We start from the raw sequence: 23255 nt of genomic DNA, 5'->3' as shown, positions 1-23255 counted from the left end.
CAACTGTTCGATACAAGGAACACAGTTGGGCACGGAAGCTAGCACTCCGTACACACGCAACTCACTCAACGTCTGCACATCTTTGGCGGATTCAAGCCAACTTGAGGAATCCAGCGCGTTCATTTTGATGCGGTATGCAACTACTTGCTCGGTTCGATGTGACCCGATCGAGCCAAGTTCGGCCTCATTGAAACCCTTCGCCAGAACTCACCAAAAAAGCACACGCTTCACCGATCGATCACGCTCTAGTCTGCGAATCGATCAGACCCGGGAGGGGACTTCTTTAATGGAACTTTGCGGACAAAAGTCCAGACGAATAGCATCAAGAGGCGCCATCGCCGCTGTGTCAGCGGTAGCGACGCTGGCGGTGTTCCTGCCGCAGCAGATGGCGTCAGCCGCTGCACCAGCAAACGACAGCCAGACCGCCGGGCAGACAGCACGGCAACTCGGGGCCGACGAGAGCGCTCTGGCCGAGGCGGTCGATACCGGCGAGCCCACCGAGGTGCTTTCGCGGCGCACCGAGGCGTCCCAGGTGTTCGCCAATCCGGATGGGTCATTCACTCAGGACGCCTACGTACTGCCCCAGTTCGCCCGGCAGGACAACAAGCTCGTACCGATCGACACGCACCTGGAGGCGAACCCTGACGGGACACTGTCCCCGAAGGCCACCGAGACGGCCGTACGGTTCTCCGGCGGTGGTGACGGCCCCCTGGCGACGATCGTGCGTGACGGCCGCAGCATGTCGTGGAGCTGGCCCCATACGTTGCCCAGCGCCCAGGTCGACGGGGACACCGTAACCTTCGCAAACGTTCTGACCGATGTGGATCTCAAGCTCCGCGCCGGTCCCGCCGGATTCACCAGCCTGTTCGTCGTCAAGACGGCCCAGGCCGCCGCTGATCCGGCGCTGAAACAGATCCACTTCGATCTGGCCACCGACGGAGTGGAACCGAGCACGGATGAGTACGGCAACCTCACCGCCGTGAACCCGGCCGGTCAGGAGGTCTTCACCGCCCCCACTCCGCTGATGTGGGACAGCGGGACCGCCGACGCTCCCGAGGCGCGAACGGCCGGCGCCGACGTGGACGAAGGCCCTCCGCCGCCGGCGGACGAGTTCGAACCGGGCTACGGAGCGCAACAGGCTTCCATGGAAGCGGCCGTGGCGAATGGAAAGCTGACCCTCACGCCGAATCAGGAGCTGCTGACGGGTGAGGACACTCAGTACCCCGTCCTGCTGGACCCTTCGGTGTCAGGTTCCCGGTACGCCTGGACCATCGCCTACAAGGCGCAGCCCACGACTTCCTTCTACAACGGGGCGAACTTCGGCGGCGGCACCACGACGGCCCGCGCCGGCTACGAGAACGAGACAAACGGTCTGGCCCGCTCCTATTTCCGCATGAATACGGGCAACCTGTGGTCCACCGACAAGGTGATCTCCAGCTCCAAGTTCACCATCAAGAACACCTGGTCGTGGTCGTGCACCAAGAAGCCGATCGAGCTGTGGCACACCGAGTACATGAGCTCGGCCACGACCTGGAACAAGCAGCCCAAGAAGATCCGCACCCTGGGCTCGGTCACTGAAGCCCACGGCTGGGGCTCCGCCTGCCCGGCCGCCAAACTCGCCTTCAACACCACCGCCGCTGCCAAGGACGCCGTCAAGGGCCACTGGAACACCATCACCGTCGCCCTGAAGGCCGGCAGCGAGACGGACGTCTACGGCTGGAAGAAGTTCGACGCCAAGTCCGCCCTTCTGTCGACCACCTACAACACCCGTCCGAGCCTTCCCACCGGCCTGGACACCATTCCGTCCACCAAGAACAGCGCCGGCTGCGGCACCACCGCCCCCTACGGGCTGATCGGCAACACCGACCTGTATCTCACCGCCAAGGGCTCCGACCGGGACGGTGGCACGGTCAAGGTCCAGTTCAGTCTCTGGGCCACGGGACACCACCCCGTCGACGATCCCAACGGCGTGTTGATCGTGAACAAGACGGTGTCCGCCACCTCCGGTACCGTCGCCAAGCTCAAGGTCACGAAAGCCCAGCTCACCCCGTACCTGTCCAAGGCGAACGGGAACTTCTCCTGGAAGGCACAGACCCAGGACGGTTCGCTGTCCTCCGGCTGGGTGCCCGCCACCGGCAAGGCCGGCTGCCGCTTCGTCTTCGACCCCACCCGGCCCTCCACCCCGCCCGGCGTGACCTCCGTCCAGTTCCCCGACGGCTCCGACGGCTGGCCCGCCACCACCGGCGACGCTCGTGCCGAGGGCACCTTCACCCTCAGCAGCGGCGGAGTCGCCGACGTCACCAAGTACGAGTACTGGACCGACTGGGACAGCAAGAAGGTCTCCGCCAGCCCCTCCGCGCAGGGCGGATCCGTCAACGTCAAGCTCCGTCCGCTCGCGGCCGGCAACCACACGCTCTACGTGCACAGCATCGACAGGGCCGGCAACGTCTCCGACCGCAGCGCGTACATCTTCTACGCCAACAGCCTCGGCATCACCGACAAACCCGGTGACGTCAACGGGGACGGCAACACCGACATGTACGGCGTCCGCACCGACGGGACCCTGTGGCTCTACCCGGGCCAGGGCAACGGCCGGTACGCCCCCTACACCGTGGCCAGTGGCACGAACTTCAACGGCGCCTCCATCACCCATCGCGGGGACTGGACCGACGACGGCTACGAAGACCTCATCGCCGCCCAGCCCGGTGCGGACGGCCAGAAGAACCTGTACGTCTACCCCAACAACGGCCTCGGCTACGCGTGCACCGCACGGGGCGAGGAGGCCGACGGCGCCTCACAGGAATGCGGCTTCGACCGGGTGCCGCTCGACGTGTACAGCCCGGAGAACAACCACTGGAAGAACGCCGACCAGATCCTGGCCATCGGTGATGTCGACGGTCCGCTCGACGTCGACGGCGACGGCACGGTCGACGTGCCCGGCCACACCGACCTCCTGGTCAAGGAAGGCGACCACCTCTGGCTCTACTACGGCTCGGACAGCTTCTATATCGACGAGGTCACCGACCCCATCCTCATCGGTGACGGTGCCTGGGCCAACTACGAGATGGTCGCTCCCGGCGACGTCAACGGCGACGGCAAGGTCGACATGGTCGCCAGACAGAAGACGGACGGAAGGCTCCGCCTCTACACCGGCACCGGGCCGGCCGGTGAGGGACTCGGCCACACCACCATCGACCTCAAGGCCAGCGGCTGGGACACCACCACACACCCGCTGATCACCTCGGAGGGCGACAGCAACGGGGACGGCAAACCCGACCTCTTCGCCACCAGCCACGACACCGACAAGGGACTCTCCTTCTACCCCTCCATCACCCTCACCGGCATCGGCACACCCACCACGGTCGGCACCACGGGCTGGCTCAACTTCCAAGCACTGAGCTGAACCGGCACCGAGCTGATCCAGTCTGAGCCGAACCAGCCTGATGACGAGGCTGCGGGCCGCGCCTTCCCGGTGCGGCCCGCGGCCTCGTCTGCCTACGGGGTGGGCGGGCAGCGGACTCCCCGGGCGTTTGCTCAGGTTGCGGAGGCAGCGGCACCGGGTTTGAGTTGGAGGGGCCGTCACTGCACTAGGAGCTGCCATGTCGATGGGGTTCGGTTCACCTTTCGGATCGTCCGACCCTTTCAGCGAGATGCTCGACCGCTTCTTCGGCACGTCACCGGCCTCGTCGCCACCAGCTGTGCAGAGGGTGCCCATCGGCCGCCTCCTCACGGAGTCGTCGCACGAACTTCTCGGCCTGGCCACGCAGAAGGCGGCCGAGAACGGGACGTCCGACCTCGACACGGAACACCTCCTGTGGGCGGCCACTCAGGTCGACCCCGCACGGAGCCTCCTCACCCAGGCCGGTGTCGACGTCGACGCGCTCGCGGCCCGGATCGCCGAGGTGCTGCCCCGGGAGGCGGGCGAACCGTCCGCGTCACCCGGGCTCACACCGGCGGCGAAGCGCACCCTCGCCGCCGCCTACGCCGGCTCGCAGGCGGCGGAAGTGTCCTACATCGGCCCCGAGCACATCCTCGCCGCACTCCTGGAGGACCCGGACTCGGGTGCCAACCGGTTCCTGCGCGCTCAGGACGTGGACACACAGAAGCTGCGGGGTCACGCGGACCGGGCGGACGGTGCCCCCGCTGCCGGGAAGCAGCCTTCGACGACCCTGGACGAATTCGGCCGGGATCTCACGGAGGAGGCGAAGGCGGGCCGGCTCGACCCTGTCGTCGGCCGGGCCGAGGAGATCGAGCAGACCATCGAGATCCTCTCGCGGCGCTCCAAGAACAACCCGGTGCTCATCGGTGAGCCCGGGGTCGGGAAGACCGCCATCGTGGAGGGGCTGGCCCAGAGCATCGTGGCCGGCGAAGTGCCCGAGTCCCTGAAGGGCAAGAGGGTCGTCTCCCTCGACATGTCCGGCATGGTGGCCGGTGCGCAGTACCGGGGCCAGTTCGAGGAGCGGCTGAAGAAGGTCATCGAGGACGTCCAGGCGGCCGGCGGCGACATCATCCTCTTCATCGACGAACTGCACACGGTCGTCGGCGCGGGCGCGACGGGCGAGGGGGCGATGGACGCGGGCAACATGCTCAAGCCCGCACTCGCACGCGGCGAGCTCCACGTGGTGGGAGCGACGACCATCGACGAGTACCGCAAGCACATCGAGAAGGACGCCGCCCTCGAACGCCGCTTCCAGCCCGTTCTCATCCCCGAACCGAGTGTCGAGGAGACGGTGCAGATCCTCGAAGGGCTGCGCGACGCGTACGAGGCGCACCACCAGGTCCGCTTCGCCGACGGGGCCCTGACCGCGGCGGCGGAACTGTCCGACCGCTACATCAGCGACCGGTTCCTGCCGGACAAGGCGATCGACCTGATGGACCAGGCGGGTGCCCGGGTACGGCTGCGCAGCGCCGGCCGTTCCACCGAGGTCGTCAGCCGGGAGGACCGCCTCGCGAAGCTGCGACGCGAGAAGGACCAGGCCGTCGCCGGCGAGGAGTTCGACAGGGCCTCGGACCTGAAGCGGCAGATCGCCGAGGTGGAGGGCGAGCTCGCGGGCGTCGAGGAGCGCCGCGAAGGCGTCGTCTCCGTCACCGCCTCCGACATCGCGGACATCGTCTCCCGCCGCACGGGGATTCCGGTCTCCCAGCTCACCGCCAGCGAGAAGGAGAAGCTCCTCGGGCTGGAGGAGGAGATGCACGCCCGGATCGTCGGCCAGAACGAGGCGGTCACCGCGGTCTCCGAAGCCGTGCGCCGCAATCGCGCGGGCATGGGGGACCCGAACCGGCCCGTGGGCTCGTTCCTCTTCCTGGGCCCCACCGGTGTGGGCAAGACCGAACTCGCCAAGACGCTCGCCGAACTGCTCTTCGGCGACGCGGACCGGATGATCAGGTTCGACATGAGCGAGTTCCAGGAGAAGCACACGGTCGCCCGGCTCGTCGGCGCACCTCCCGGGTACGTCGGCTACGACGAGGCCGGTCAGCTCACCGAGAAGGTTCGCCGCAAGCCGTACAGCGTGGTGCTGTTCGACGAGGTGGAGAAGGCACACCCCGACGTGTTCAACACGCTGCTGCAGATCCTTGACGACGGCCGTCTGACGGACGCGCAGGGCCGCACGGTCGACTTCCGCCACTGCGTGGTCATCATGACGTCCAACATCGGCGCCCATCGCATCCTCGCTCACAAGGGCGATGCCGCGGAACTCAAGGACGAGCTGATGGACGACCTGCGGGGACGGTTCCTGCCCGAGTTCCTCAACCGGATCGACGACATCATCATCTTCCACAGCCTCACCGAGGAAGACCTGTCGGAGATCGTCGAGCACCTCCTGAACCGGAGCAAGCACCGCGTCCACGCTCAGGGCATGACGCTGAAGGTGACCGAAGCGGCGAAGAAGTTGCTGGTCGCCCATGGCTACCAGCCGGAGTTCGGTGCCCGCCCGCTGCGCCGCACCATCCAGACGGAGCTCGACAACCGCATCGCCTCACTGCTGCTGAGCGGCGAGAGCGACCCCGGCGACACGATCGTCGCCGATGTGCGGGACAACTCGCTCCACTGCACGGTCCGCAAGGGAGCCGCCCGGCCCGTGGAGGAAGCGGAAGCGGAAGAAGCTTCCTGACGACGCCGGCCCCTTGCCGGGACGGCATCGGACGCTTCTGGCGAAGCCGCGCCCAACCCGCGGATGCCGCAGGCCGAACGTGCTCCTCCCTCCGCTCAGCGCCCCATCAGCCGCAGCAACCGGGCCTGCCGGGTCTCCCCCGCCACCGGTGGAACCCCCGGGGCGGCGAAGAAGCGGTGGGTGGTGCCGGCGGAGACGGGTGACTCCGCCAAGCCGGCGTAGATGTCGGCGAGGTGGTCCTCGATCCAGGCGACGAGCCCCGGAGCGAGCTCCTCGGGAGCGCTGACGGCTCGGGCGAGGTCCCAGGTGTGGATGGTCGCGTCCGTGGTGCGCACGGCGAGGGCTTGTGCTCCGGTCACCGGGCCGAGGGGGTGGTCCAGGATCTGCTGGAGGGCGCCCGGCCTGCGGAACGCCTCGGCGCACTCCCGTACCGACCGGATGTGGGCGCCCACCGGATCTCGGCCCAGGGCGTCCTCGTCCCGGAGCCGGAGGAAGTCGGCGGCCGTGCCGCCGTCCAGCAGGGCGGCGTAGTTGAGGTTTCCCCGGGTCATGTGGTTGACGAGGTGGCGTACGTCCCACTCCGTGCAGGGGGTGGGGGCCGTCCACTGTTCGGGCCGCACCGCGCGCAGCCTGCGGGTGAACTCGGAACCGGAGAGCAGATAACGGTCGATGATGCCGGCGAAGCGGTAGGACATGGCCGCAGCGTAGGAGTGCCGGAGGCGACGCGCTGGCGGAAATCCGACGCCGAGCCCCCGTGGGCACGCCCGCCGGCCACGCACCCGCGAGGTGGGTCTCCCGGACCGAGTCAGCGGGGCCGTCACTTCTTGTTGACGTGCACGGCCCCACTGATCAGCGAGTGGCACGCAGACCGGTCGGCGGTCGCTGTTCCGGGCGACCGGCGAAGCCCCCGGTCACGAACGCGGCGCCACCTTCGTCAGGCCGTTGATGATGCGGTCCATCGCGTCGCCGCCCGTCGGGTCGGTGAGGTTGGCGAGCATCTTCAGCGTGAACTTCATCAGCAGCGGGTGCGTCAGGCCGCGCTGGGTGGCGACCTTCATGACCTTCGGGTTGCCGATCAGCTTCACGAAGGCGCGGCCCATCGTGTAGTAGCCGCCGTAGGTCTCCTTGAGCACCTTCGGGTAGTTGTTCAGGGCCAGTTCGCGCTGGGCCGGGGTCGAGCGGGCGTGGGCCTGGACGATGACGTCGGCGGCGATCTGGCCCGACTCCATGGCGTACGCGATGCCTTCGCCGTTGAACGGGTTGACCATGCCGCCCGCGTCACCGACGAGCAGCAGGCCCTTGGTGTAGTGCGGCTGGCGGTTGAAGGCCATCGGGAGGGCGGCACCGCGGATCGGCATCGTCATGTTCTCGGGGGTGTAGCCCCAGTCCTCCGGCATCGACGCGCACCACGCCTTGAGGACCTCGCGCCAGTCCAGCTCCTTGAAGGCGGAGGAGGAGTTGAGGATGCCGAGGCCGACGTTGGAGGTGCCGTCGCCCATGCCGAAGATCCAGCCGTAGCCGGGCAGCAGCCGGTCCTCGACCCCGCGCCGGTCCCAGAGTTCCAGCCAGGACTCCAGGTAGTCGTCGTCGTGGCGGGGCGAGGTGAAGTACGTACGGACCGCGACGCCCATCGGACGGTCCTCGCGGCGGTGCAGGCCCATCCCGACGGAGAGCCGGGTGGAGTTGCCGTCGGCGGCGACGACGAGGGGGGCGTGGAAGGTGACCGGGGTCTTCTCCTCGCCGAGCTTCGCGTGCACGCCGGTGATCCGGCCGGTGCGGGGGTCGGTGATCGGGGCGCCGACGTTGCAGCGCTCGTACAGCCGGGCGCCGCCCTTCTGCGCCTGGCGGGCCAGCTGCTCGTCGAAGTCGTCGCGCTTGCGGACCAGTCCGTAGTCCGGGTAGGAGGCGAGGTCCGGCCAGTCCAGCTGGAGCCGGACGCCGCCGCCGATGATGCGCAGGCCCTTGTTCCGGAGCCAGCCGGCCTCTTCCGAGATGTCGATGCCCATGGAGACGAGCTGCTTGGTGGCGCGCGGTGTGAGGCCGTCGCCGCAGACCTTCTCGCGGGGGAAGGCGGTCTTCTCCAGGAGGAGGACGTCGAGGCCCGCCTTGGCGAGGTAGTACGCGGTCGTGGAGCCGGCTGGGCCTGCCCCGACGACGATCACGTCCGCGCTGTGTTCGGACAGGGGCTCGGTCACGGTCGGATCTCCCGAAGACTCGAAATCGAGTGCCGCGCGGCACATGGCCAGGGCAGTCTATGGGGGCCTGCCGACCAACTTTCCGAAGGGCTCCCTCATGTCGATCGCGCCTCGCGCACTCCCTGTCGTACAGCTGCGTGTCCCGACCGACGAGGACGCGGTGGCCTGGCACCGCGCCTTCCGTGACCCGGAGGTGATGGAGTTCCTCGGCGGCCGTCCGTCCGAGCCGTCCCTGTACGAGGAGTGGACCGCCCGGCAGCGCAGACTCGACGCGGAGCGCGGCTTCTGCCTGTGGACCGTGCTCGACGCGGGCGGCGAGGTCGTCGGCTTCACCGGGGCGCAGCCCTGGCCGCAGACCGCGTACGGCCCGGTGGGCGAGATCGAGATCGGCTGGCGGCTGGCCCGTACGGCATGGGGCCGCGGCTACGTGACCGCGGCCGCGCACCTGGCGCTGGAGCGGGTGCGCGCGGCCGGGGTGGAGCGGGTGGTGGCGGCGGTCGACGAGCTCAACGAACGGTCGGTCGCTGTGGCCCGGCGCCTGGGCATGGAGCGGGCGGAGAGCTTCACCGTGCCCCGGTCGGGGCAGGAGGTGCGGTGCTTCCGGCTGGAGCTGGGCCGGTGACCGCCGCCCTGGGCCGGTGACCGCCGCCCTACGGCACCTGCCGCCCGTCAGGCGCGTACGCCCCGGTGCAGCGCCACCACGCCGCCGGTGAGGTTGCGCCAGGCGACCTTCGACCAGCTGGTCTCCTGGAGCATGGCGGCGAGCCCGGCCTGGTCGGGCCAGGCGCGGATCGACTCGGCGAGATAGACGTACGCGTCGGGGTTGGACGACACCGCGCGCGCGACCGGCGGCAGCGCCCGCATCAGGTACTCGGTGTAGACGGTCCGGAACGGCGTCCAGACCGGCTGGGAGAACTCGCAGATGACGACCCGGCCGCCCGGCTTCGTCACCCGGTACAGCTCGCGCAGCGCCGCGCCCGTGTCCTGGACGTTGCGCAGCCCGAAGGAGATGGTCACCGCGTCGAACACCTCGTCGCGGAACGGCAGCCGCGTCGCGTCGCCCGCGGTGAACGGCAGCCAGGAGTTGCGCGTCTTGCCCTCCTGGAGCATGCCGATGGAGAAGTCGCACGGCACGACGTACGCACCGGTCGCGGCGAACGGCAGCGAGGACGTCGCGGTCCCGGCGGCCAGGTCGAGGACCTTCTCCGCGGGCCGCGCGTGCACCGCCTTGGCGACCTCCTTGCGCCACAGCCGGGCCTGGCCGAGCGAGAGCACGTCGTTGGTGAGGTCGTAGTTCTCCGCCACGTCGTCGAACATCGAGGCGACTTCGTGCGGCTGCTTGTCCAGGGAGGCTCGGGTCACGCCTCCCATTCAAGCAGCCCGGCCCGGCGGCGGCGGGGCAGGCCCGCTGTCCGGGGACCGGGCGCCTGCGGTCAGCGACGCAGCGCTTCGGCGGGCTGGACGCGCGATGCCCGCCATGCCGGATACAGCCCGGCCAGTACTCCGGTGACCAGACCGATCACGGGGGCCGCCGCCGCGGTGACCGGATGCACGACCGGGGTCCAGCCACGGGCCACCGCCACCCCGACGACCGTCACCACACCCAGTGAGGTCCCGACGAGGCCGCCCAGAGCCCCGAGGACCCCGGACTCGGCGAGGAACTGAAGGGTGATGTGCCTGGCGCGGGCGCCGAGAGCGCGCCGCAGACCTATCTCGCCGGTCCGCTCCAGGACCGATACCAGGGTGGTGTTGGCGATCCCGACCGCGCCGATGACCAGGCAGATGCCCGCCAGGAGCAGGAACAGCTGGTTCAGGTCGTCGCCGACCGAGGAGCGGAGCATTCGGGGATCGGGCGGCGGCAGGGCCTTGAGGTATTCGGGATGGTCGGGCCGCAGCGCGGTCGGGGCCAGCCGGGCGACCTGCTGGGCCGCGCCCAGTTCCGTCGAGACGAGCATCGTCGCGCTGCCGCCGTCGGGCGGCCCCCAGATCTTCTCGGCCGTGGTGCGCGGGACGACCACGGACAGCAGCAGGTCGGCCTTGCGTTCGGTGTCCTCGATGATCCCGGTGACGGTGAACGGCTGGTCACCGACGAAGACGGCGGGCCGGGTCTCCAGCGTGGTGATCCCGAGCCGGGCCGCGACGCCCGACCCGATGACCGCGACGTACGCCCCGTCCTCGGACATGAGGTCGTCGTAGGTCCGTCCCTGGGACAGCGTGGGTTCGGCTGCCTCGAGCACGCCGGGGGAAGCCGCGACCACCTGTGTCCTCCCGCCGCTGCCGGCATCGCCCACCGGGGCGGACCGCACGGTCACGTCGGTGGGCAGGCGTACGGGCCAGTACACCCCGGCGCTGCGGACCCCGTTCAGCCTCTCCACCCGTGCGTCGGCGTCCGGCGGGAAGGCGGGCGCCGCGAACTCGTTCTGCTCCGCGGCCTTGTCCTCGACCGACACCTCCGTGGCGGTCAGCCCCAGAACGGCCACGAACGCGCCCACTCCCAGGACCGTGCCGAGCGCCGTCAGGGCGGAGCGGGCCGGGCGCTGAAGCATTCCGGCGACCGATTCGCCCAGCAGGTCACCGAAGGAGAACACCGAGGGCTCCACCGGACGGCTACGGCGCGTCCGCGGTCCGCCGCGGATCACCCGGCCGCCTCCTCTTGTTCGCACAGCACCCCGTCGCGGATCGTGACCGTACGCGCGCCGCGGCCGGCCACCTCCGGGTCGTGCGTGATCACCAGCACCGTCATGCCGTCGGTGTGCAGCTCCGCGAGCAGGCCGAGCACCGACCGCGCGGTGGCCGTGTCGAGGTTGCCGGTCGGCTCGTCGCAGAGCAGCAGGGAGGGCCTGGCCACCAGCGCCCGCGCGATCGCCACCCGCTGCCGCTCCCCGCCGGACAACCGGGCGGGCAGGGAGTCGACGCGGTGCCCGAGCCCGACCCGTACCAGCGCCTCCCGCGCCCGCCGCCGGCGCTCCTTGCGGGCCACGCCGCTGTAGACCATCGCCAGCGTGACGTTCTCCAGGGCGCTTCGGTGCGGCAGCAGATGGAAGGACTGGAAGACGAAGCCGATCCGGCGGCCCCGCAGTGAGGTGCGGTCGCCGTCCTTCAGCGCCCCGGTGTTCAGGCCGTCGAGGAGATACGTTCCCGCGGTCGGGGCGTCCAGCAGCCCGGCGATGTTGAGGAAGGTCGATTTGCCCGATCCGGACGGGCCGACGACGGTGACGAACTCGCCCCGGTCGATCACCAGATCGCAGGGCCGGAACGCGGCGACCGGCGGTGGTCCCGGGTAGGTGAGGGCGACCTGACGGAACTCGATGACGGGCACGCTCACTTCCGTACCCCGGTGATCACCCTGTCGCCGGCGCCCAGGGCGCCCTTCACCACGGGTACGACCGCGACGAAGCCGTCGCCGGACGTGCCGGGACGTACCTCCACGCGTTCGTGGTCACCGGATCCGGCGACCACAGTCACCACGGTTCTGCCGTCCGCACCCGCGGTGATCGCGGTGATCGGAACCACCAGGACCTTACCGCCGCTGGAGGCCGCCTCGATCGTCAAACGAACGTCCTGGCCGCTCAGTTGGGCATCGAGACCTTTGTCCGGGGTGATCTGCACCAGGTAGCCGACGGGTCCGGCCGCCGGGGCGCCGCCGCCGTCCGTCCCGGAAGTGGCGGCACTCCGGTCCGGTACGGTCTGCGTGTCGGCGACGCGGGTCACCTCGGCGCGCGCCGATACCCCGGTGGCCTCCGAGTAGATCTCCACGTGCTGGCCGGCGCGCAACAGCCCCTTCTGGTACTCGGGGACGTATGCCTGGACGACCAGCCGGACCGAGGACAGGGTCATCACCGTCCCGGACACCTTCGCGCCCACGGCGCCCTGCACCGCGTTCACCCGGGCCGGGAAACTCTCCAGGAACACCGCCTCGCCCGCGGGCAGCATCGGGCCCGACTTCGCCTGCGCCGTGGCATAGGCGGCGCGCGCGTCGGCCAGGTCCTCCTCGGCCCGTCGCACCGGCTTGCGCGGATCACCCGGCGCGCCCTCGTTCTTCGCCGCAGGTTCGGCTTCCTCGGCGTCCTCCAGCGCGCGCTCGGCCGACCGCACCGCCTCACCGGCCGGCCCGACCCCTTCGGCGTCGTCGTCCTGGGCGGGCAGCGGGTCGTAGCCGATGGACGCGTAGAAGGAGCTGAGCGCCGTCTTGGTCCCCGCGCCGAAGGTGCCGTCCGCGTCGGGTGCGGTGGGGTGTCCGAGGTCCCGCAGCGCCTTCTGGAGCTGCCGGACGTCATCGCCCTCGCTGCCGGGGCGCAGATCCCGGTAGACGGGCAGCTTCCCCCGCAGTACGAACACGGGGCGGCCGGAGACCTCCATCAGCAGCCGTCCGCTGCTCAGCACGTCCTGAGCCTTGACCGGCAGCTTGGTGATCACCGCACCGGCGGCCCCCTTGTCGCCGCCGGACACCTGGGGAGAGACGCTCACGGTCTGGCCCGCCCTCACCTGGCCCCGCGTGATCACCGAGGACACCAGAACCCGGCGCTCCACCGCTGCGGTCAGCACGTCCTCCTCCGGAGCGCGGGCCTCCGCCGCCGCCTGGGCCGGTGACCTGATGACCATCGACGCACCGACCCCGGCGATGCCGAGCAGCGCGGCGGCGACGGCGACCGCGACCACCCAGCGGCGGCGCCGGGTCAGCCCGCTGTCCCGCTCCTCACCGCCGTTGCCCGGCTCCTCGCCGCCGCTCTCGCCGTTCATCGGGACCTCCTCCCTCCGGACAGGTCAGCCGCCGGCCACGGAGTCGCCATCGGGCCGGGGATCACACGCCCGGTTCGCCTTGCGGTAGTCGGGGTCCGTCTTCATCGCGTGGGCCAACTCGGCGCTGAGCGGGGCATCCCCGCCCGGCCCGGGGTCCGGATAGTCCTTGACGCCGTGCTCCCGCAGGCACGCGCTCAGTTTCCTCGCCCGCACCATGTCCTCCTCGGTCGCGGAGGCCGTGGCCGGGGAGGGCTGGAGCCCGGCACACTTCTTCTCCGCCGCCAGGATTGCCGCGTTGTTGTCCTTGCCCTTGCGGACCCGCAGCATGCCGTCGTCGGTCGTCTCCAACGCGATCCCCTGGTCCTCCAGGCACCGGTAATACGCCGTTTCGTCCGCCCCCTGGGCGGGCTTCGGTGACGACTTCACCTGCGGCTGCGACTGTCCGCGCCCCGTCGAGTCCTTCGAGTCCTTCGAGTCCGAGCATCCGGCGGTCACGAGGGAGAGCAGCGCCAGCGCCACGACAGCTCTGAAGACAGCGGGAACGGGGCGCATACGGGACTCCCGGGAGAGGAACAGCGGAGTGTGGAGACAGTCACCGCGCATGATGCGTCAGCTGCTCGTCGCGCATCCAACAGCCGTCCTCGAAAAGGCCACTTGGCGGCCGGTGACGCAGTCTCGGATGCTCAAAGTACAGACCCCGCACACGGACAACAACTGTCCTTGAGGGCAGTACCCATTTCCATGCACGCCGCATTGAATTGCTGGCGCTCACGACTCATCAGCCCCCCACACGCGACCTCACCACACGGAGGAGAGACCGAATGACTCGTTTAATCGCCATGCGACGTCTGACCGGCATCACCCTGGCCGCGACCGCGGTCACCGGGCTGATACTCACGACCGCGGGCACGGCGACCGCCGCCGGACACAAGAACGGAAACGTGGACAGCGGGGAGTTCGGGCTCTACTACAACTCGAACTACGCCGGCTGCGTCTTCGACCTTCTCCATTCGGACGAAAGGTTCTCCGACGACCGCTTCATCTCATCGACGAGCTCCCAGACCTGCCCCGGTCAGAACCAGACCACCGATGACAACACCGCGTCGTACTGGAACCGCGACGTGACGACCTGGGACGTGTACACCAACCCCCTGCGGGGCGGGATCCACGGCTCCCTGCCGCTCGACTACTACGGCAACGCCTCCACCACGTTCAAGAACGAGATCTCGTCGGCGTACTACTTCTGACCGGCCGGGAGACGTACACCAGCCGCTGAACCGCACCGCTGTTCTGCCCGTAAGCGCCGGGCGGAACAGCGGCTGCCACATCGTACGACCAGGTCACCTGCGAAGGATCCGCATGCACCCGCTCTCCGGCCGCCGCCACCTCCACCGTTCGGTCGGTGTGGTCTGCGCCGCCGTCCTCCTCGCCGCCTGCTCCTCCCCCGCCGGCAAGGGGCGGACCGACGAGAAGTCGGAACCCGAGATCTCGTCCACCCCCACGATGCCCAGCACCGTGGGGCTGCGGTTCCCCCTGGACGCCTACGACGCCACTCAGGAGGAGACCACCGCGCTCCAGCAGGGCCAGGGCGTCCTCATCTCCCGGTGCATGGAACGCTTCGGATTCCGCTACAGCCTCCCGTCGAGACCGGCCTCCGCCGCTGCCGGCCGGACGAACGCACGGATCTTCGGAGTGGTGGACGAGAACGAGGCGGCGCGGTACGGCTACAGCGCCCCGGGAGACGCGCAGCCACCCGGGCGGACCTCGCAGAGCCTCACCGCGTCCGAGGAGATCGCGTTGCACGGCGCCCCGGACCTGAAGCCCGCGGACATGCCGATGAGCCAGGCGGAGGCGGAGAAGAAGGGCGGCGGCAAGCAGCGGATCAACGGCAAGGCGGTACCCGTCGGCGGCTGCGGCCGTGAGGCGTTCCTGAAGCTGTACGCCCCCGAGCCGAACGCGGTGGACGCGTTGTACGTGTTCAACCTCAAGTCCCAGGCGGAATCCCGGGCGCGCGAGGACTCCCGCACCAAGACGGTCAACAAGAACTGGTCCGACTGCATGGCGCGCAAGGGGCACACCGCGTCCGATCCGATGAACGCCACCACGGAACTCGGCATCACCGACGACGCCCTCACCTCGCCTGCCGCCATCACCGCCGCCAAGGCCGATGCCGCCTGCAAGAGGGAGGTCGGCCTGATCGGCGTGTACTTCGCAGTCCAGTCCGCTTACCAGAAACGGCAGATCGACAAGAACGCCGAGACGCTCGATCTGGCGAAGAAGCAACTCAAGGACCGGCTGAAACTCGCCGCTTCACTCATTTCGTCGCCCTGAACAATCAGCCCCAAACCTCTCTCCCGCGCCGACCACATCCTGAATCGCAACCGGAATCCCCCTCCCTCCGTGCTACATTCCTGCCGCTCTTGAACCAGCACCCGGGGGGGAATCATGACGGTTCAATGCCTCGTCTGTGCTGGTCCGGTCTTTGACGACCCGTATGTACACGCATCCGCAGCTCATCCTGTACCACCAGCTCGCCGTCGGCTCACCGCCATGGAGGAGCAGCTTTTCGCCACATTGCACAGCGCTCCGTCGAATGAGGAGATCGCGGCCCGTCTGCACGTATCTCCGCGAACGGTGAAGTTTCATCTCGCCAATATCCGGGCGAAACTCGACGGGATATCGAGACTTCGGCTCTGCCTGTTGTCCGCGCTGCACCGCAGGGGTCTGCGGTCGCTGTGCCGCGCCTGCGCGGCGGTGCTCCCGAGAGCGGCGGACGCCTCGGTGGCAGGTGCGATACCTGCGGGCACCAGCCCACCTGCCCAGGTTTCGGACACGGATTCGGATTCGGCTTCAACCTTTCCGGCCCGTCAGCTCTCAGTAACAGGAGGAGAGACCACCGACGGACCGTGAAGGGGGCCGGATGAGCGCGGGGCCCAGCCGGGACGCCGACAGCTTCGAGGAGTTCGCGCGGGCGAGCCAGCGCCGGCTGTACCGCACCGCGTACCTGCTGTGCGGGGACGCCGAGGCGGCCCGTGATCTGACGCAGACGACGCTGGCCAAGCTGTTCCAGCACTGGCACCGGCTGAGCGCCGCCCGCCATCCGGACGCCTACGCCAGGACCGTACTGACCCGCACCTATATCGCCGAGCGCCGCCGGCGGCTGCGCGACTTCCGTGCCCATACGCCGATCGCCGCACACGCACCAGCGGTCGGCCCCGAGCTGACGGTCACTCTGCTGGCCGCGCTGGCTGACCTGCCGCCCCGCGCGCGGGCGATGGTCGTCCTGCGCTACTGGGAGGACCTGAGCGTGGAGACGGTCGCCGAGCTGCTGCGGTGCAGCCCGTCCACCGTGAAGAGCCAGTGCTCGCGGGCGCTCGCCACGCTGCGTACGCGGCTGGGCGACCCACACCTCTACACCACCCGAAGCTGAGGAGAACCGTCGTGGACATGTCTTCTGACCGCTTTCCCGGCCGGGCACCGGACAAGGGGGCCGCGGAGGCCGCGGAGGCCGAGATCCTGCTGATCAGGGCCGCCATGGAACAGGCGACCGACGGTGCGCCGACCCCGCCCGACCTGGTGCCCGCCGCCCTGGTCCAGGGCCGCCGGCGCCGCACCCGGGCCCGCGCGGCCATCGGGGCGGCGGTGACGGGCGTGGTGACGCTCGGCGTGCTCGGCGTGGTCCTGCCGATGTGGGGTGGGAGCGGCGGTACGGAACCCGCTCGGACGTGGTCCGCCGCCTCGCAGCGTACGAGCATCGCGCCCTCACCGGCGCCCACGGACACACCGTCACCGGTGCCCACGGACGCGCCGTCACCGGCGCCCACGGACACACCGCAACCGCCTCCCGTGCATGTCGAGCCGTCCCGCGGCCAGTCGTCCATGGCCGACCTGCCGGCCGCCGAGCGGGCCCGGCAGGAGGAGTTCCAGCAGCGTGTCGCGCTGCTGCTCGGGGAGTTGCTGCCGCAGGTCGGCCCGGTCCACCCGGTGGACCTCGCCGTCAGCCGGTACCAGGCCGGGAGGGACGGCAACGTCTTCCCCGTCGTCTTCTCGGTACGCGCCGAGAGCGGTCGGAGTGTCGCTCCGCAGGAAGGGCCCTGCCCCAACTACCCGGACAGGAAGCTGCGTTGCAAACGGGCGATGCTTCCCGGCGGGATCGAGGCGCATGCCGCGACCGTGGTCACCGGCCCGAACGGATCACCGGCCCCGACGAGCACCGTCGTCCGCTTCATGTACGGCGACAGCACCGTCGTCCTCTCGGTCGACGGTGACGAGGCCACGAGGGAGCCGTCACCCGTCACCGCCGATCAATTGCTCGCCGTCGCAGGGAGCCCCAGGTTCCTGAAGCTCGTGAAGTCCGCGGCGGAACACCCCATGGAATCGAAGGAGTACGCGGATCGTGTCGGCTGAGGTACGGAGAAAGCAGACACGGCGACGGGGCGGGGGGCCACGGCGGCGCTCGCGGCAGGAGCGCCGCCGCCGTGGCCGGATACGGTTGCTGGTCGCGGTCCTCGTGCCGACGGCCCTCATCTGCATCGCGGTCGCGGCCGCGCCGCTGTGGAGTGGCGGGGACGATGTGTCGGCCGCGGCGGCCGCGTCCGGATCGGCCGGTTCCGTCAAGGACCCGTCTCCATCGGCCTCCGCGTCCGGTCCCGTGTCAAAGGCCGGGGCGAGCACCAGGCCGAAGGCGAGAGCCAAGCCCAGCACGAAGACCAAGCCGAGTTCCGACTCCACCTCCGACTCCGGTGGCCATCCGGTCATTCCCCCGACCGGCCCCGGCACCTTCACGGTCGCCCGCGCGGGGGCCAAGAACACCGGCAGGGGCAATGCCTACCGGGTCGAGGTGGAGGACGGTTCCGGCGTCGACCCGGACGCGGCCGCCGCCCAGATCGCCGGGTTCCTGGCCGCGCCGCGCGGCTGGGCGCACGGCGGGGAGCACTCGTTCCACCAGATCGCGGAAGGGCCCGCGGGGCTGGTCGTCCGTATCGCCACGGCGGCGACCACCGACAAGATCTGCGGGAGCAGCGGTCTCAACACCCACGGTGAGGTCAACTGCCGCGTCGGCGTCAACGTCATGGTCAACCTCAAACGCTGGCAGACCGGTTCACCCGAATTCGACGGACCCCTCGCCGACTACCGCGCCCTCATCATCAACCACGAAGTCGGCCACTGGCTCGGCCACGGCCACGAAACCTGCCCCGGCAAGGGCCGCCCCGCCCCCGCCATGATGCAGCAGATATACGGCCTCAAGGGATGCGTCGCCAACCCCTGGCCCTACGACACCAAGGGCCAGTACCTGGGCGGACCATCGGTGCCATGAGGCCCGTGAGGCCCGTGAGGCACCCGCCCGCGTCCGCTTCGTGAGCGAGTGGACTGAACCAATTCGCGCCAACAGCAGTCATTACAGGGGGAGCAAGGGACACCGGAGTACTGGGGAGGGGCGCGGATGCCGGGATCTGGCGTGCGTCGGCAGGGGCAGCGGGGACGTGGCCGGAACCGGCTGTTCGTGATGGCCATCGTTCCGGCCGTGCTGGTGGCGGGCGCCGTGGTGGGGCTCCGGTGGAAGAGCGAGCACTCGGACGGCACCGGCGCTTCGTCCTCCTTCACCGTCGCCCGCGCGGGCGCGTCGGACACCGGCAAGGGCAACGCCTACCGGGTCGAGGTGGAGGACGGTTCGGGCCTGGACCCGGACAAGGCCGCGGCCGAGGTCGCCCGCATCCTGGCCTCCCCCCGGGGCTGGTCGCACCACGGCGAGAACACCTTCCGCCAGGTGGCCGAGGGCCCGGCGGGGCTGGTCATACGGATCGCGTCGCCCCGGACCACCGACAGGATCTGCGGGAAGAGCGGTCTCGACACGCACGGTGAGGTCAACTGCCGCGTCGGTGTGGACGTGATGGTCAACCTCAAGCGCTGGCAGACTGGTTCACCCGAATTCGACGGACCCCTCGCCGACTACCGCGCCCTCATCATCAACCACGAAGTCGGCCACTGGCTCGGCCACGGCCACGAAACCTGCCCCGGCAAGGGCCGCCCCGCCCCCGCCATGATGCAGCAGATATACGGCCTCAAGGGATGCGTCGCCAACGCCTGGCCCTACGACGCCAAGGGCCAGTACCTGGGCGGCCCATCGGTGCCGTGAGAGCTGTTGCTGAGAGCGGTACGTGAGAGCGGTACGTGAGAGCGGATGTACGACGCCGACGCGCTCAGCGCCGGCGGTAGACCAGGCGCCCCGCCAGGACGGTGACCACGCAGGACGCCGCCCCCGCCGCGACGAGCGCGGCCTCGTCGGGCACGTCGAAGACCGCGAAGTCGGCGCGGGCGCCGGTGACGAGCGGGGCGTGCACGGAGCCCGGCAGGTCACGTCCCACGGCGAACGGGTCCAGGTCCGGCCCACCGGCCGTAACGCCGTCCGGCCCGCCGCCCGCAACGCCGGGGGCCACGGCGGACGGCATCTCGACCAGGCCCGCGCGGGACACCGCGGTCCGCACGGCCGGGTCGCGGAACGGGCCGGTGAGGTGCGTCGTGCCGTACCGCAGCATCTGCTGGAGACCCCGCCGCACGCTGCCGGCCCACCGGGTCGCGTCCAGTTCCCCCGCCAGCCGGTCGAACGCCTCGCCGGACAGCGGATCGGTTCCGAGTCCGTCCGCCTCGCGCGGGTCGGGGTGGTAGCAGCGGGTGAGCAGCCAGGCGGCGTGGCGCTGGCGGAGGCCCGGCGTGATGACGCCCGGCCACTGCCGTACGCGCGCCGCCGGATGGGCGGCGGCGACCTCTTCGTACGGACCGAGGGCGACGATCCGGTCGCCCTCCACGGCCACCGCACCCCGCTCGACGGCGGCCGCGCCGACCGGAAGAACCAGCGGCGCGGCGTGAACGGTCAGCATGACGGCTTCAGTTGGCGCTCAGGAGCTTGAGCTCCGGGTGGGCCGTGCCGCCCTCGATCGCGGTGGACGAGATGTGCGAGACGACGCGCTCGTCGACCGGGTCGTCTTCCGGGTTGTCGTGGACGACGAGGTGCTCGTAGGTGGTGGCGCGCTGGGCCGGGACCCGGTCCGCCTTGCGGATCAGGTCGATGATCTCCATGCGGTTGGAGCGGTGCTTCGCACCGGCGGAGGAGACGACGTTCTCCTCCAGCATGATCGAGCCGAGGTCGTCCGCGCCGTAGTGCAGCGACAGCTGGCCGACCTCCTTGCCCGTGGTCAGCCAGGAGCCCTGGATGTGGGCGACGTTGTCCAGGAAGAGCCGGGCGATGGCGATGATCCGCAGGTACTCGAAGAGCGTGGCCTGCGTCTGGCCCTTCAGCTTGTTGTTCTCCGGCTGGTACGTGTACGGGATGAAGGCGCGGAAGCCGCCGGTACGGTCCTGCACGTCGCGGATCATGCTCAGGTGCTCGATGCGCTCGGCGTTGGTCTCGCCGGTGCCCATCAGCATGGTGGAGGTGGACTCGACACCGAGGCGGTGGGCGATCTCCATGATCTCCAGCCAGCGCTCGCCGGACTCCTTGAGCGGGGCGATCGCGGTGCGCGGCCGGGCCGGCAGCAGCTCGGCGCCGGCGCCCGCGAAGGAGTCGAGGCCGGCGGCGTGGATGCGCTGGATGGCCTCCTCGGCGGAGACCTTGGAGATACGGGCCATGTGCTCGACCTCGGAGGCGCCGAGCGAGTGGATGACCAGCTGCGGGAACGCCTTCTTGATCGCGGAGAAGTGCTCCTCGTAGTACTCCACGCCGTAGTCCGGGTGGTGCCCGCCCTGGAACATGATCTGGGTGCCGCCGAGCTCGACCGTCTCCGCGCAGCGGCGCAGGATGTCGTCGAGGTCGCGGGACCAGCCCTTGTCGGTGTCCTTGGGCGCCGCGTAGAAGGCGCAGAACTTGCACGCCGTGACGCACACGTTCGTGTAGTTGATGTTGCGCTCGATGATGTACGTCGCGATGTGCTCCGTACCGGCGTAACGGCGCCGGCGTACGGCGTCGGCGGCGGCGCCCAGCGCGTGCAGGGGTGCGGAGCGGTAGAGGTCGAGCGCCTCCGCCGGACTGATCCGGCCGCCTTCGGCGGCTCGGTCGAGGATGGGCTGGAGGTCGGCCTTCTCGGTCACCGGGCTGTCACCTTTCGGCGGTTTTTCAACGGATCTTCGGACCGGTTCAGCGTACGCCAGCCACGCTCCGGGTCAGCCGCCGGACCGGTTGAGCGTGCCGTACGGAAGCCCGGCGCCCCGCTCGTCGGACCGGAAGCGCAGCGTGTCGTCTCCGGCGCGGGTGAAGTGGATGTCCGTAGTGGTGGTCGTGCACAGGCCCGCGGTGCCGGGGCGGTCGGGATCGGCGCGCTCGCGCAACGTCAGCTCCTTGTCGGTGCCGGAGGTGAGGGACGCGATGCTGTGGCAGCTGACCTCGATGCCGAGGCTGGAGACCGTCGTGCTCGTACGGACCACGTCGGCGCCCTTCTTCCCCTTCCTGATCACCACGCTGAGCGTGCCGTGCGACTGGCCGGTCGTCTTCTCGGTGATCGGCCCCTCCCAGGTGCCGATGAAGCTCTTCGGCACCTCGGTGACCTGGCCGCCCGGAGTCACGGTGGCGGTGTCCGCCGGTGCGGACGGCTCGGCCGGCGCGGTGGCGCCAGGGGTCCGGCCGGTGTCCGCGTGCCCGGCGGTGTCGCGGCCGCCACCGCCCGGCATCAGGTGGAAGAGATGGGCGCCGCCCACCGTCACCGCGGCGAGCGCGCCGGCCACCGCGAGGGCGACGGTGCAGCTCAGCCTGCGCCCCCGGCGCCCGCCCGGCCCGGATTCGGCGCTCACGCCGACGGTGAACCGGGGGTCGGGGGTGCGCTGCCCCGGCACCCCGTCCGTTCCCGCGGCGGGCGGGTACGGCGGCGGGGCCGGGGTCGGGCCCGCCCTGTGGGCCGGTTCGACCGGCGGGCCGAACACACCGGGAGTGCCCCCGTTGAACCCGTACGAGGCGTTGGTGAACGGCACCGGCCCCGACTGCACGGGGGCCTCCTGCGGTTCCAGGTCCAGCAGCGCGACCGCCGACCGGCTGACCTCGCGCTCCAGTGGGCCGGGCAGCCAGCCCGCCGCCACCCGGGCCGCCGCGCCGCCGGGCGCCAGCTGCTCCGCGAGCTGAGCCGGGGTGGGCCGGTGCGCCGGGTTCTTCGCCAGGCAGGAGGCGACGACCTCGCGCAGCGCGCCCTCCAGATCGCCCAGTTCGGGTTCCTCGTGCACCACCTTGTAGAGCAGTACGGCGGACGAGTCGCCGAGGAAGGGGGCGGCGCCGGTGGCCGCGTACGCGAGCACCGCGCCCAGCGAGAAGATGTCGGCCGCGCCCGAGATGTCCAGGCCGCGGATCTGCTCCGGCGCCATGTAGCCGGGCGAGCCGACCGAGACCCCGGTGGAGGTGAGCGAGGCGGTGGCGTCGATGGCCCTGGCGATGCCGAAGTCGATCAGGCGGGGGCCGTCGAGGGCGAGCAGGACGTTGGAGGGCTTCACGTCCCGGTGGATCAGGCCCTGTCCGTGGACCGCGGTGAGCGCCTCGGCGAGGCCGGCGCCCAGGGTGCGTACCGCCTGCTCGGGCAGCGGGCCGTGTTCGGTGACCGCGGCCGAGAGCGGCGGGCCGGCGACGTAGCCGGTGGCCACCCACGGGACGGGGGCGTCGGGGTCGGCGTCCAGGACGGGCGCGGTCCACTGGGCGCCGATCCGCCGTGCCGCGTCCACCTCGCGCCTGAACCGGGCGCGGAACTGCTCGTCGAGCGCGAAGTGCGGATGGACCACCTTGACCGCCACGGTGCGGCCGCCGGCGCTGCGTCCCAGATAGACGCGCCCCATGCCACCGGCACCGAGTCTGCCGAGCAGTCGGTAGGCACCGATGCTCAGCGGTTCGCCGGCTTCCAGCGGCTGCATATGCGGACTCCCCCTGTGGACCGGCCGGACCTCCGACCGAATCCTAGGGTCTGTCCGGCGGACAGAACCCGGAGGCGAAGGTCATCGGGTCACACGCAAACCATCCGCCGATTTCGTCTCCAAGGGAACGAACAACGCCATTCATCACCGGAAAAGGGCGTGAATGTGCCGTTCCGGATGACAGGGCGATTGGCGGGAGACGCCGGGGACATACTTCCGACGCCTCCCGCCCGCCAATCGGCCATTCGACGCGTATTACCCGAATCGATATCTCACGGGATCTGCCCGGGAACGAAGGCCGCGGCGGGAACACGGAAAGGGGAGGCAG

20 protein-coding genes are annotated in these 23255 nt (G+C 70.1%); 10 read left to right on the top strand and 10 right to left on the bottom strand.

Annotation, left to right across the window (positions count from 1 at the left end):
* The first annotated feature begins 343 nt into the window (after positions 1-343).
* A complete protein-coding gene (locus ACZ6S6_RS25910) occupies positions 344-3403 on the top strand; it encodes an FG-GAP-like repeat-containing protein (RefSeq protein ID WP_469707075.1) in 3060 nt (1019 codons plus the stop codon).
* A gap of 196 nt (positions 3404-3599) precedes the next feature.
* Positions 3600-6113: an ATP-dependent Clp protease ATP-binding subunit gene (locus ACZ6S6_RS25905; protein ID WP_469707074.1), complete on the top strand. Its 2514-nt coding sequence runs from the start codon at positions 3600-3602 to the stop codon at positions 6111-6113.
* A gap of 95 nt (positions 6114-6208) precedes the next feature.
* On the opposite strand, the gene ACZ6S6_RS25900 is transcribed toward ACZ6S6_RS25905, so the two are convergent.
* Complete coding sequence (locus ACZ6S6_RS25900; protein WP_469707073.1) at positions 6209-6808, bottom strand: TIGR03086 family metal-binding protein; 600 nt, start codon at positions 6806-6808, stop codon at positions 6209-6211.
* A gap of 216 nt (positions 6809-7024) precedes the next feature.
* Positions 7025-8308, bottom strand: a complete 1284-nt coding sequence (locus ACZ6S6_RS25895; RefSeq protein ID WP_362962108.1) for a geranylgeranyl reductase family protein — start codon at positions 8306-8308, stop codon at positions 7025-7027.
* Between the two features lie 97 nt (positions 8309-8405).
* On the opposite strand from ACZ6S6_RS25895, the gene ACZ6S6_RS25890 reads away from it, so the two are divergent.
* The gene (locus ACZ6S6_RS25890) at positions 8406-8930 is read left to right on the top strand and encodes a GNAT family N-acetyltransferase (protein ID WP_362962110.1); all 525 of its coding nucleotides are present in this window, start codon (positions 8406-8408) and stop codon (positions 8928-8930) included.
* Positions 8931-8977: 47 nt separating this feature from the next.
* On the opposite strand, the gene ACZ6S6_RS25885 is transcribed toward ACZ6S6_RS25890, so the two are convergent.
* The 5 genes from ACZ6S6_RS25885 to ACZ6S6_RS25865 form a co-directional block, all read right to left on the bottom strand.
* Positions 8978-9670, bottom strand: coding sequence for a demethylmenaquinone methyltransferase (locus tag ACZ6S6_RS25885; RefSeq protein WP_469707072.1), 693 nt, complete (start codon positions 9668-9670; stop codon positions 8978-8980).
* 71 nt (positions 9671-9741) lie between these two features.
* Complete coding sequence (locus tag ACZ6S6_RS25880) at positions 9742-10947, bottom strand: ABC transporter permease (protein ID WP_469707071.1); 1206 nt, start codon at positions 10945-10947, stop codon at positions 9742-9744.
* Positions 10944-11633, bottom strand: coding sequence for an ABC transporter ATP-binding protein (locus tag ACZ6S6_RS25875; protein WP_469707070.1), 690 nt, complete (start codon positions 11631-11633; stop codon positions 10944-10946). The genes ACZ6S6_RS25880 and ACZ6S6_RS25875 overlap by 4 nt, the downstream gene beginning before the upstream one ends.
* Complete coding sequence (locus ACZ6S6_RS25870; RefSeq protein ID WP_469707069.1) at positions 11630-13048, bottom strand: peptidoglycan-binding protein; 1419 nt, start codon at positions 13046-13048, stop codon at positions 11630-11632. The genes ACZ6S6_RS25875 and ACZ6S6_RS25870 overlap by 4 nt, the downstream gene beginning before the upstream one ends.
* Before the next feature lie 24 nt (positions 13049-13072).
* Entirely contained in the window at positions 13073-13600 is a 528-nt protein-coding gene (locus ACZ6S6_RS25865; RefSeq protein WP_469707068.1) for a hypothetical protein, read from the bottom strand.
* Positions 13601-13869: 269 nt separating this feature from the next.
* On the opposite strand from ACZ6S6_RS25865, the gene ACZ6S6_RS25860 reads away from it, so the two are divergent.
* The 7 genes from ACZ6S6_RS25860 to ACZ6S6_RS25830 all read left to right on the top strand — a co-directional run bounded on the left by ACZ6S6_RS25860 (position 13870) and on the right by ACZ6S6_RS25830 (position 19184).
* Positions 13870-14295: a peptidase inhibitor family I36 protein gene (locus ACZ6S6_RS25860; protein WP_469707067.1), complete on the top strand. Its 426-nt coding sequence runs from the start codon at positions 13870-13872 to the stop codon at positions 14293-14295.
* A 112-nt stretch (positions 14296-14407) separates the two neighbouring features.
* The gene (locus tag ACZ6S6_RS25855) at positions 14408-15379 is read left to right on the top strand and encodes a hypothetical protein (RefSeq protein ID WP_362962122.1); all 972 of its coding nucleotides are present in this window, start codon (positions 14408-14410) and stop codon (positions 15377-15379) included.
* A gap of 114 nt (positions 15380-15493) precedes the next feature.
* Positions 15494-15958: a helix-turn-helix domain-containing protein gene (locus ACZ6S6_RS25850; protein WP_469707066.1), complete on the top strand. Its 465-nt coding sequence runs from the start codon at positions 15494-15496 to the stop codon at positions 15956-15958.
* Between the two features lie 10 nt (positions 15959-15968).
* On the top strand, positions 15969-16478 hold the full coding sequence (locus ACZ6S6_RS25845) for a SigE family RNA polymerase sigma factor (RefSeq protein WP_362962126.1): 510 nt from the start codon (positions 15969-15971) through the stop codon (positions 16476-16478).
* A 17-nt stretch (positions 16479-16495) separates the two neighbouring features.
* Positions 16496-17455, top strand: coding sequence for a hypothetical protein (locus ACZ6S6_RS25840; RefSeq protein WP_469707148.1), 960 nt, complete (start codon positions 16496-16498; stop codon positions 17453-17455).
* 103 nt (positions 17456-17558) lie between these two features.
* The gene (locus ACZ6S6_RS25835; RefSeq protein WP_362962128.1) at positions 17559-18365 is read left to right on the top strand and encodes a DUF3152 domain-containing protein; all 807 of its coding nucleotides are present in this window, start codon (positions 17559-17561) and stop codon (positions 18363-18365) included.
* Between the two features lie 189 nt (positions 18366-18554).
* A complete protein-coding gene (locus tag ACZ6S6_RS25830) occupies positions 18555-19184 on the top strand; it encodes a DUF3152 domain-containing protein (RefSeq protein WP_469707065.1) in 630 nt (209 codons plus the stop codon).
* A gap of 64 nt (positions 19185-19248) precedes the next feature.
* Here ACZ6S6_RS25830 and ACZ6S6_RS25825 read toward each other — a convergent pair whose 3' ends face one another.
* From ACZ6S6_RS25825 to ACZ6S6_RS25815, 3 genes are all read right to left on the bottom strand, one after another.
* Entirely contained in the window at positions 19249-19926 is a 678-nt protein-coding gene (locus tag ACZ6S6_RS25825; RefSeq protein ID WP_469707064.1) for an amidohydrolase family protein, read from the bottom strand.
* Between the two features lie 7 nt (positions 19927-19933).
* Positions 19934-21133: a cyclic dehypoxanthinyl futalosine synthase gene (gene mqnC, locus ACZ6S6_RS25820; protein WP_362962134.1), complete on the bottom strand. Its 1200-nt coding sequence runs from the start codon at positions 21131-21133 to the stop codon at positions 19934-19936.
* Between the two features lie 72 nt (positions 21134-21205).
* Positions 21206-22927 (bottom strand): serine/threonine-protein kinase, encoded by a 1722-nt coding sequence (locus ACZ6S6_RS25815; RefSeq protein ID WP_469707063.1) that lies wholly within the window; start codon positions 22925-22927, stop codon positions 21206-21208.
* Positions 22928-23255: the final 328 nt, after the last annotated feature.

Source organism: Streptomyces sp. NPDC048671 (assembly GCF_055587045.1).
This window is presented reverse-complemented; position numbering and strand designations above follow the sequence as displayed.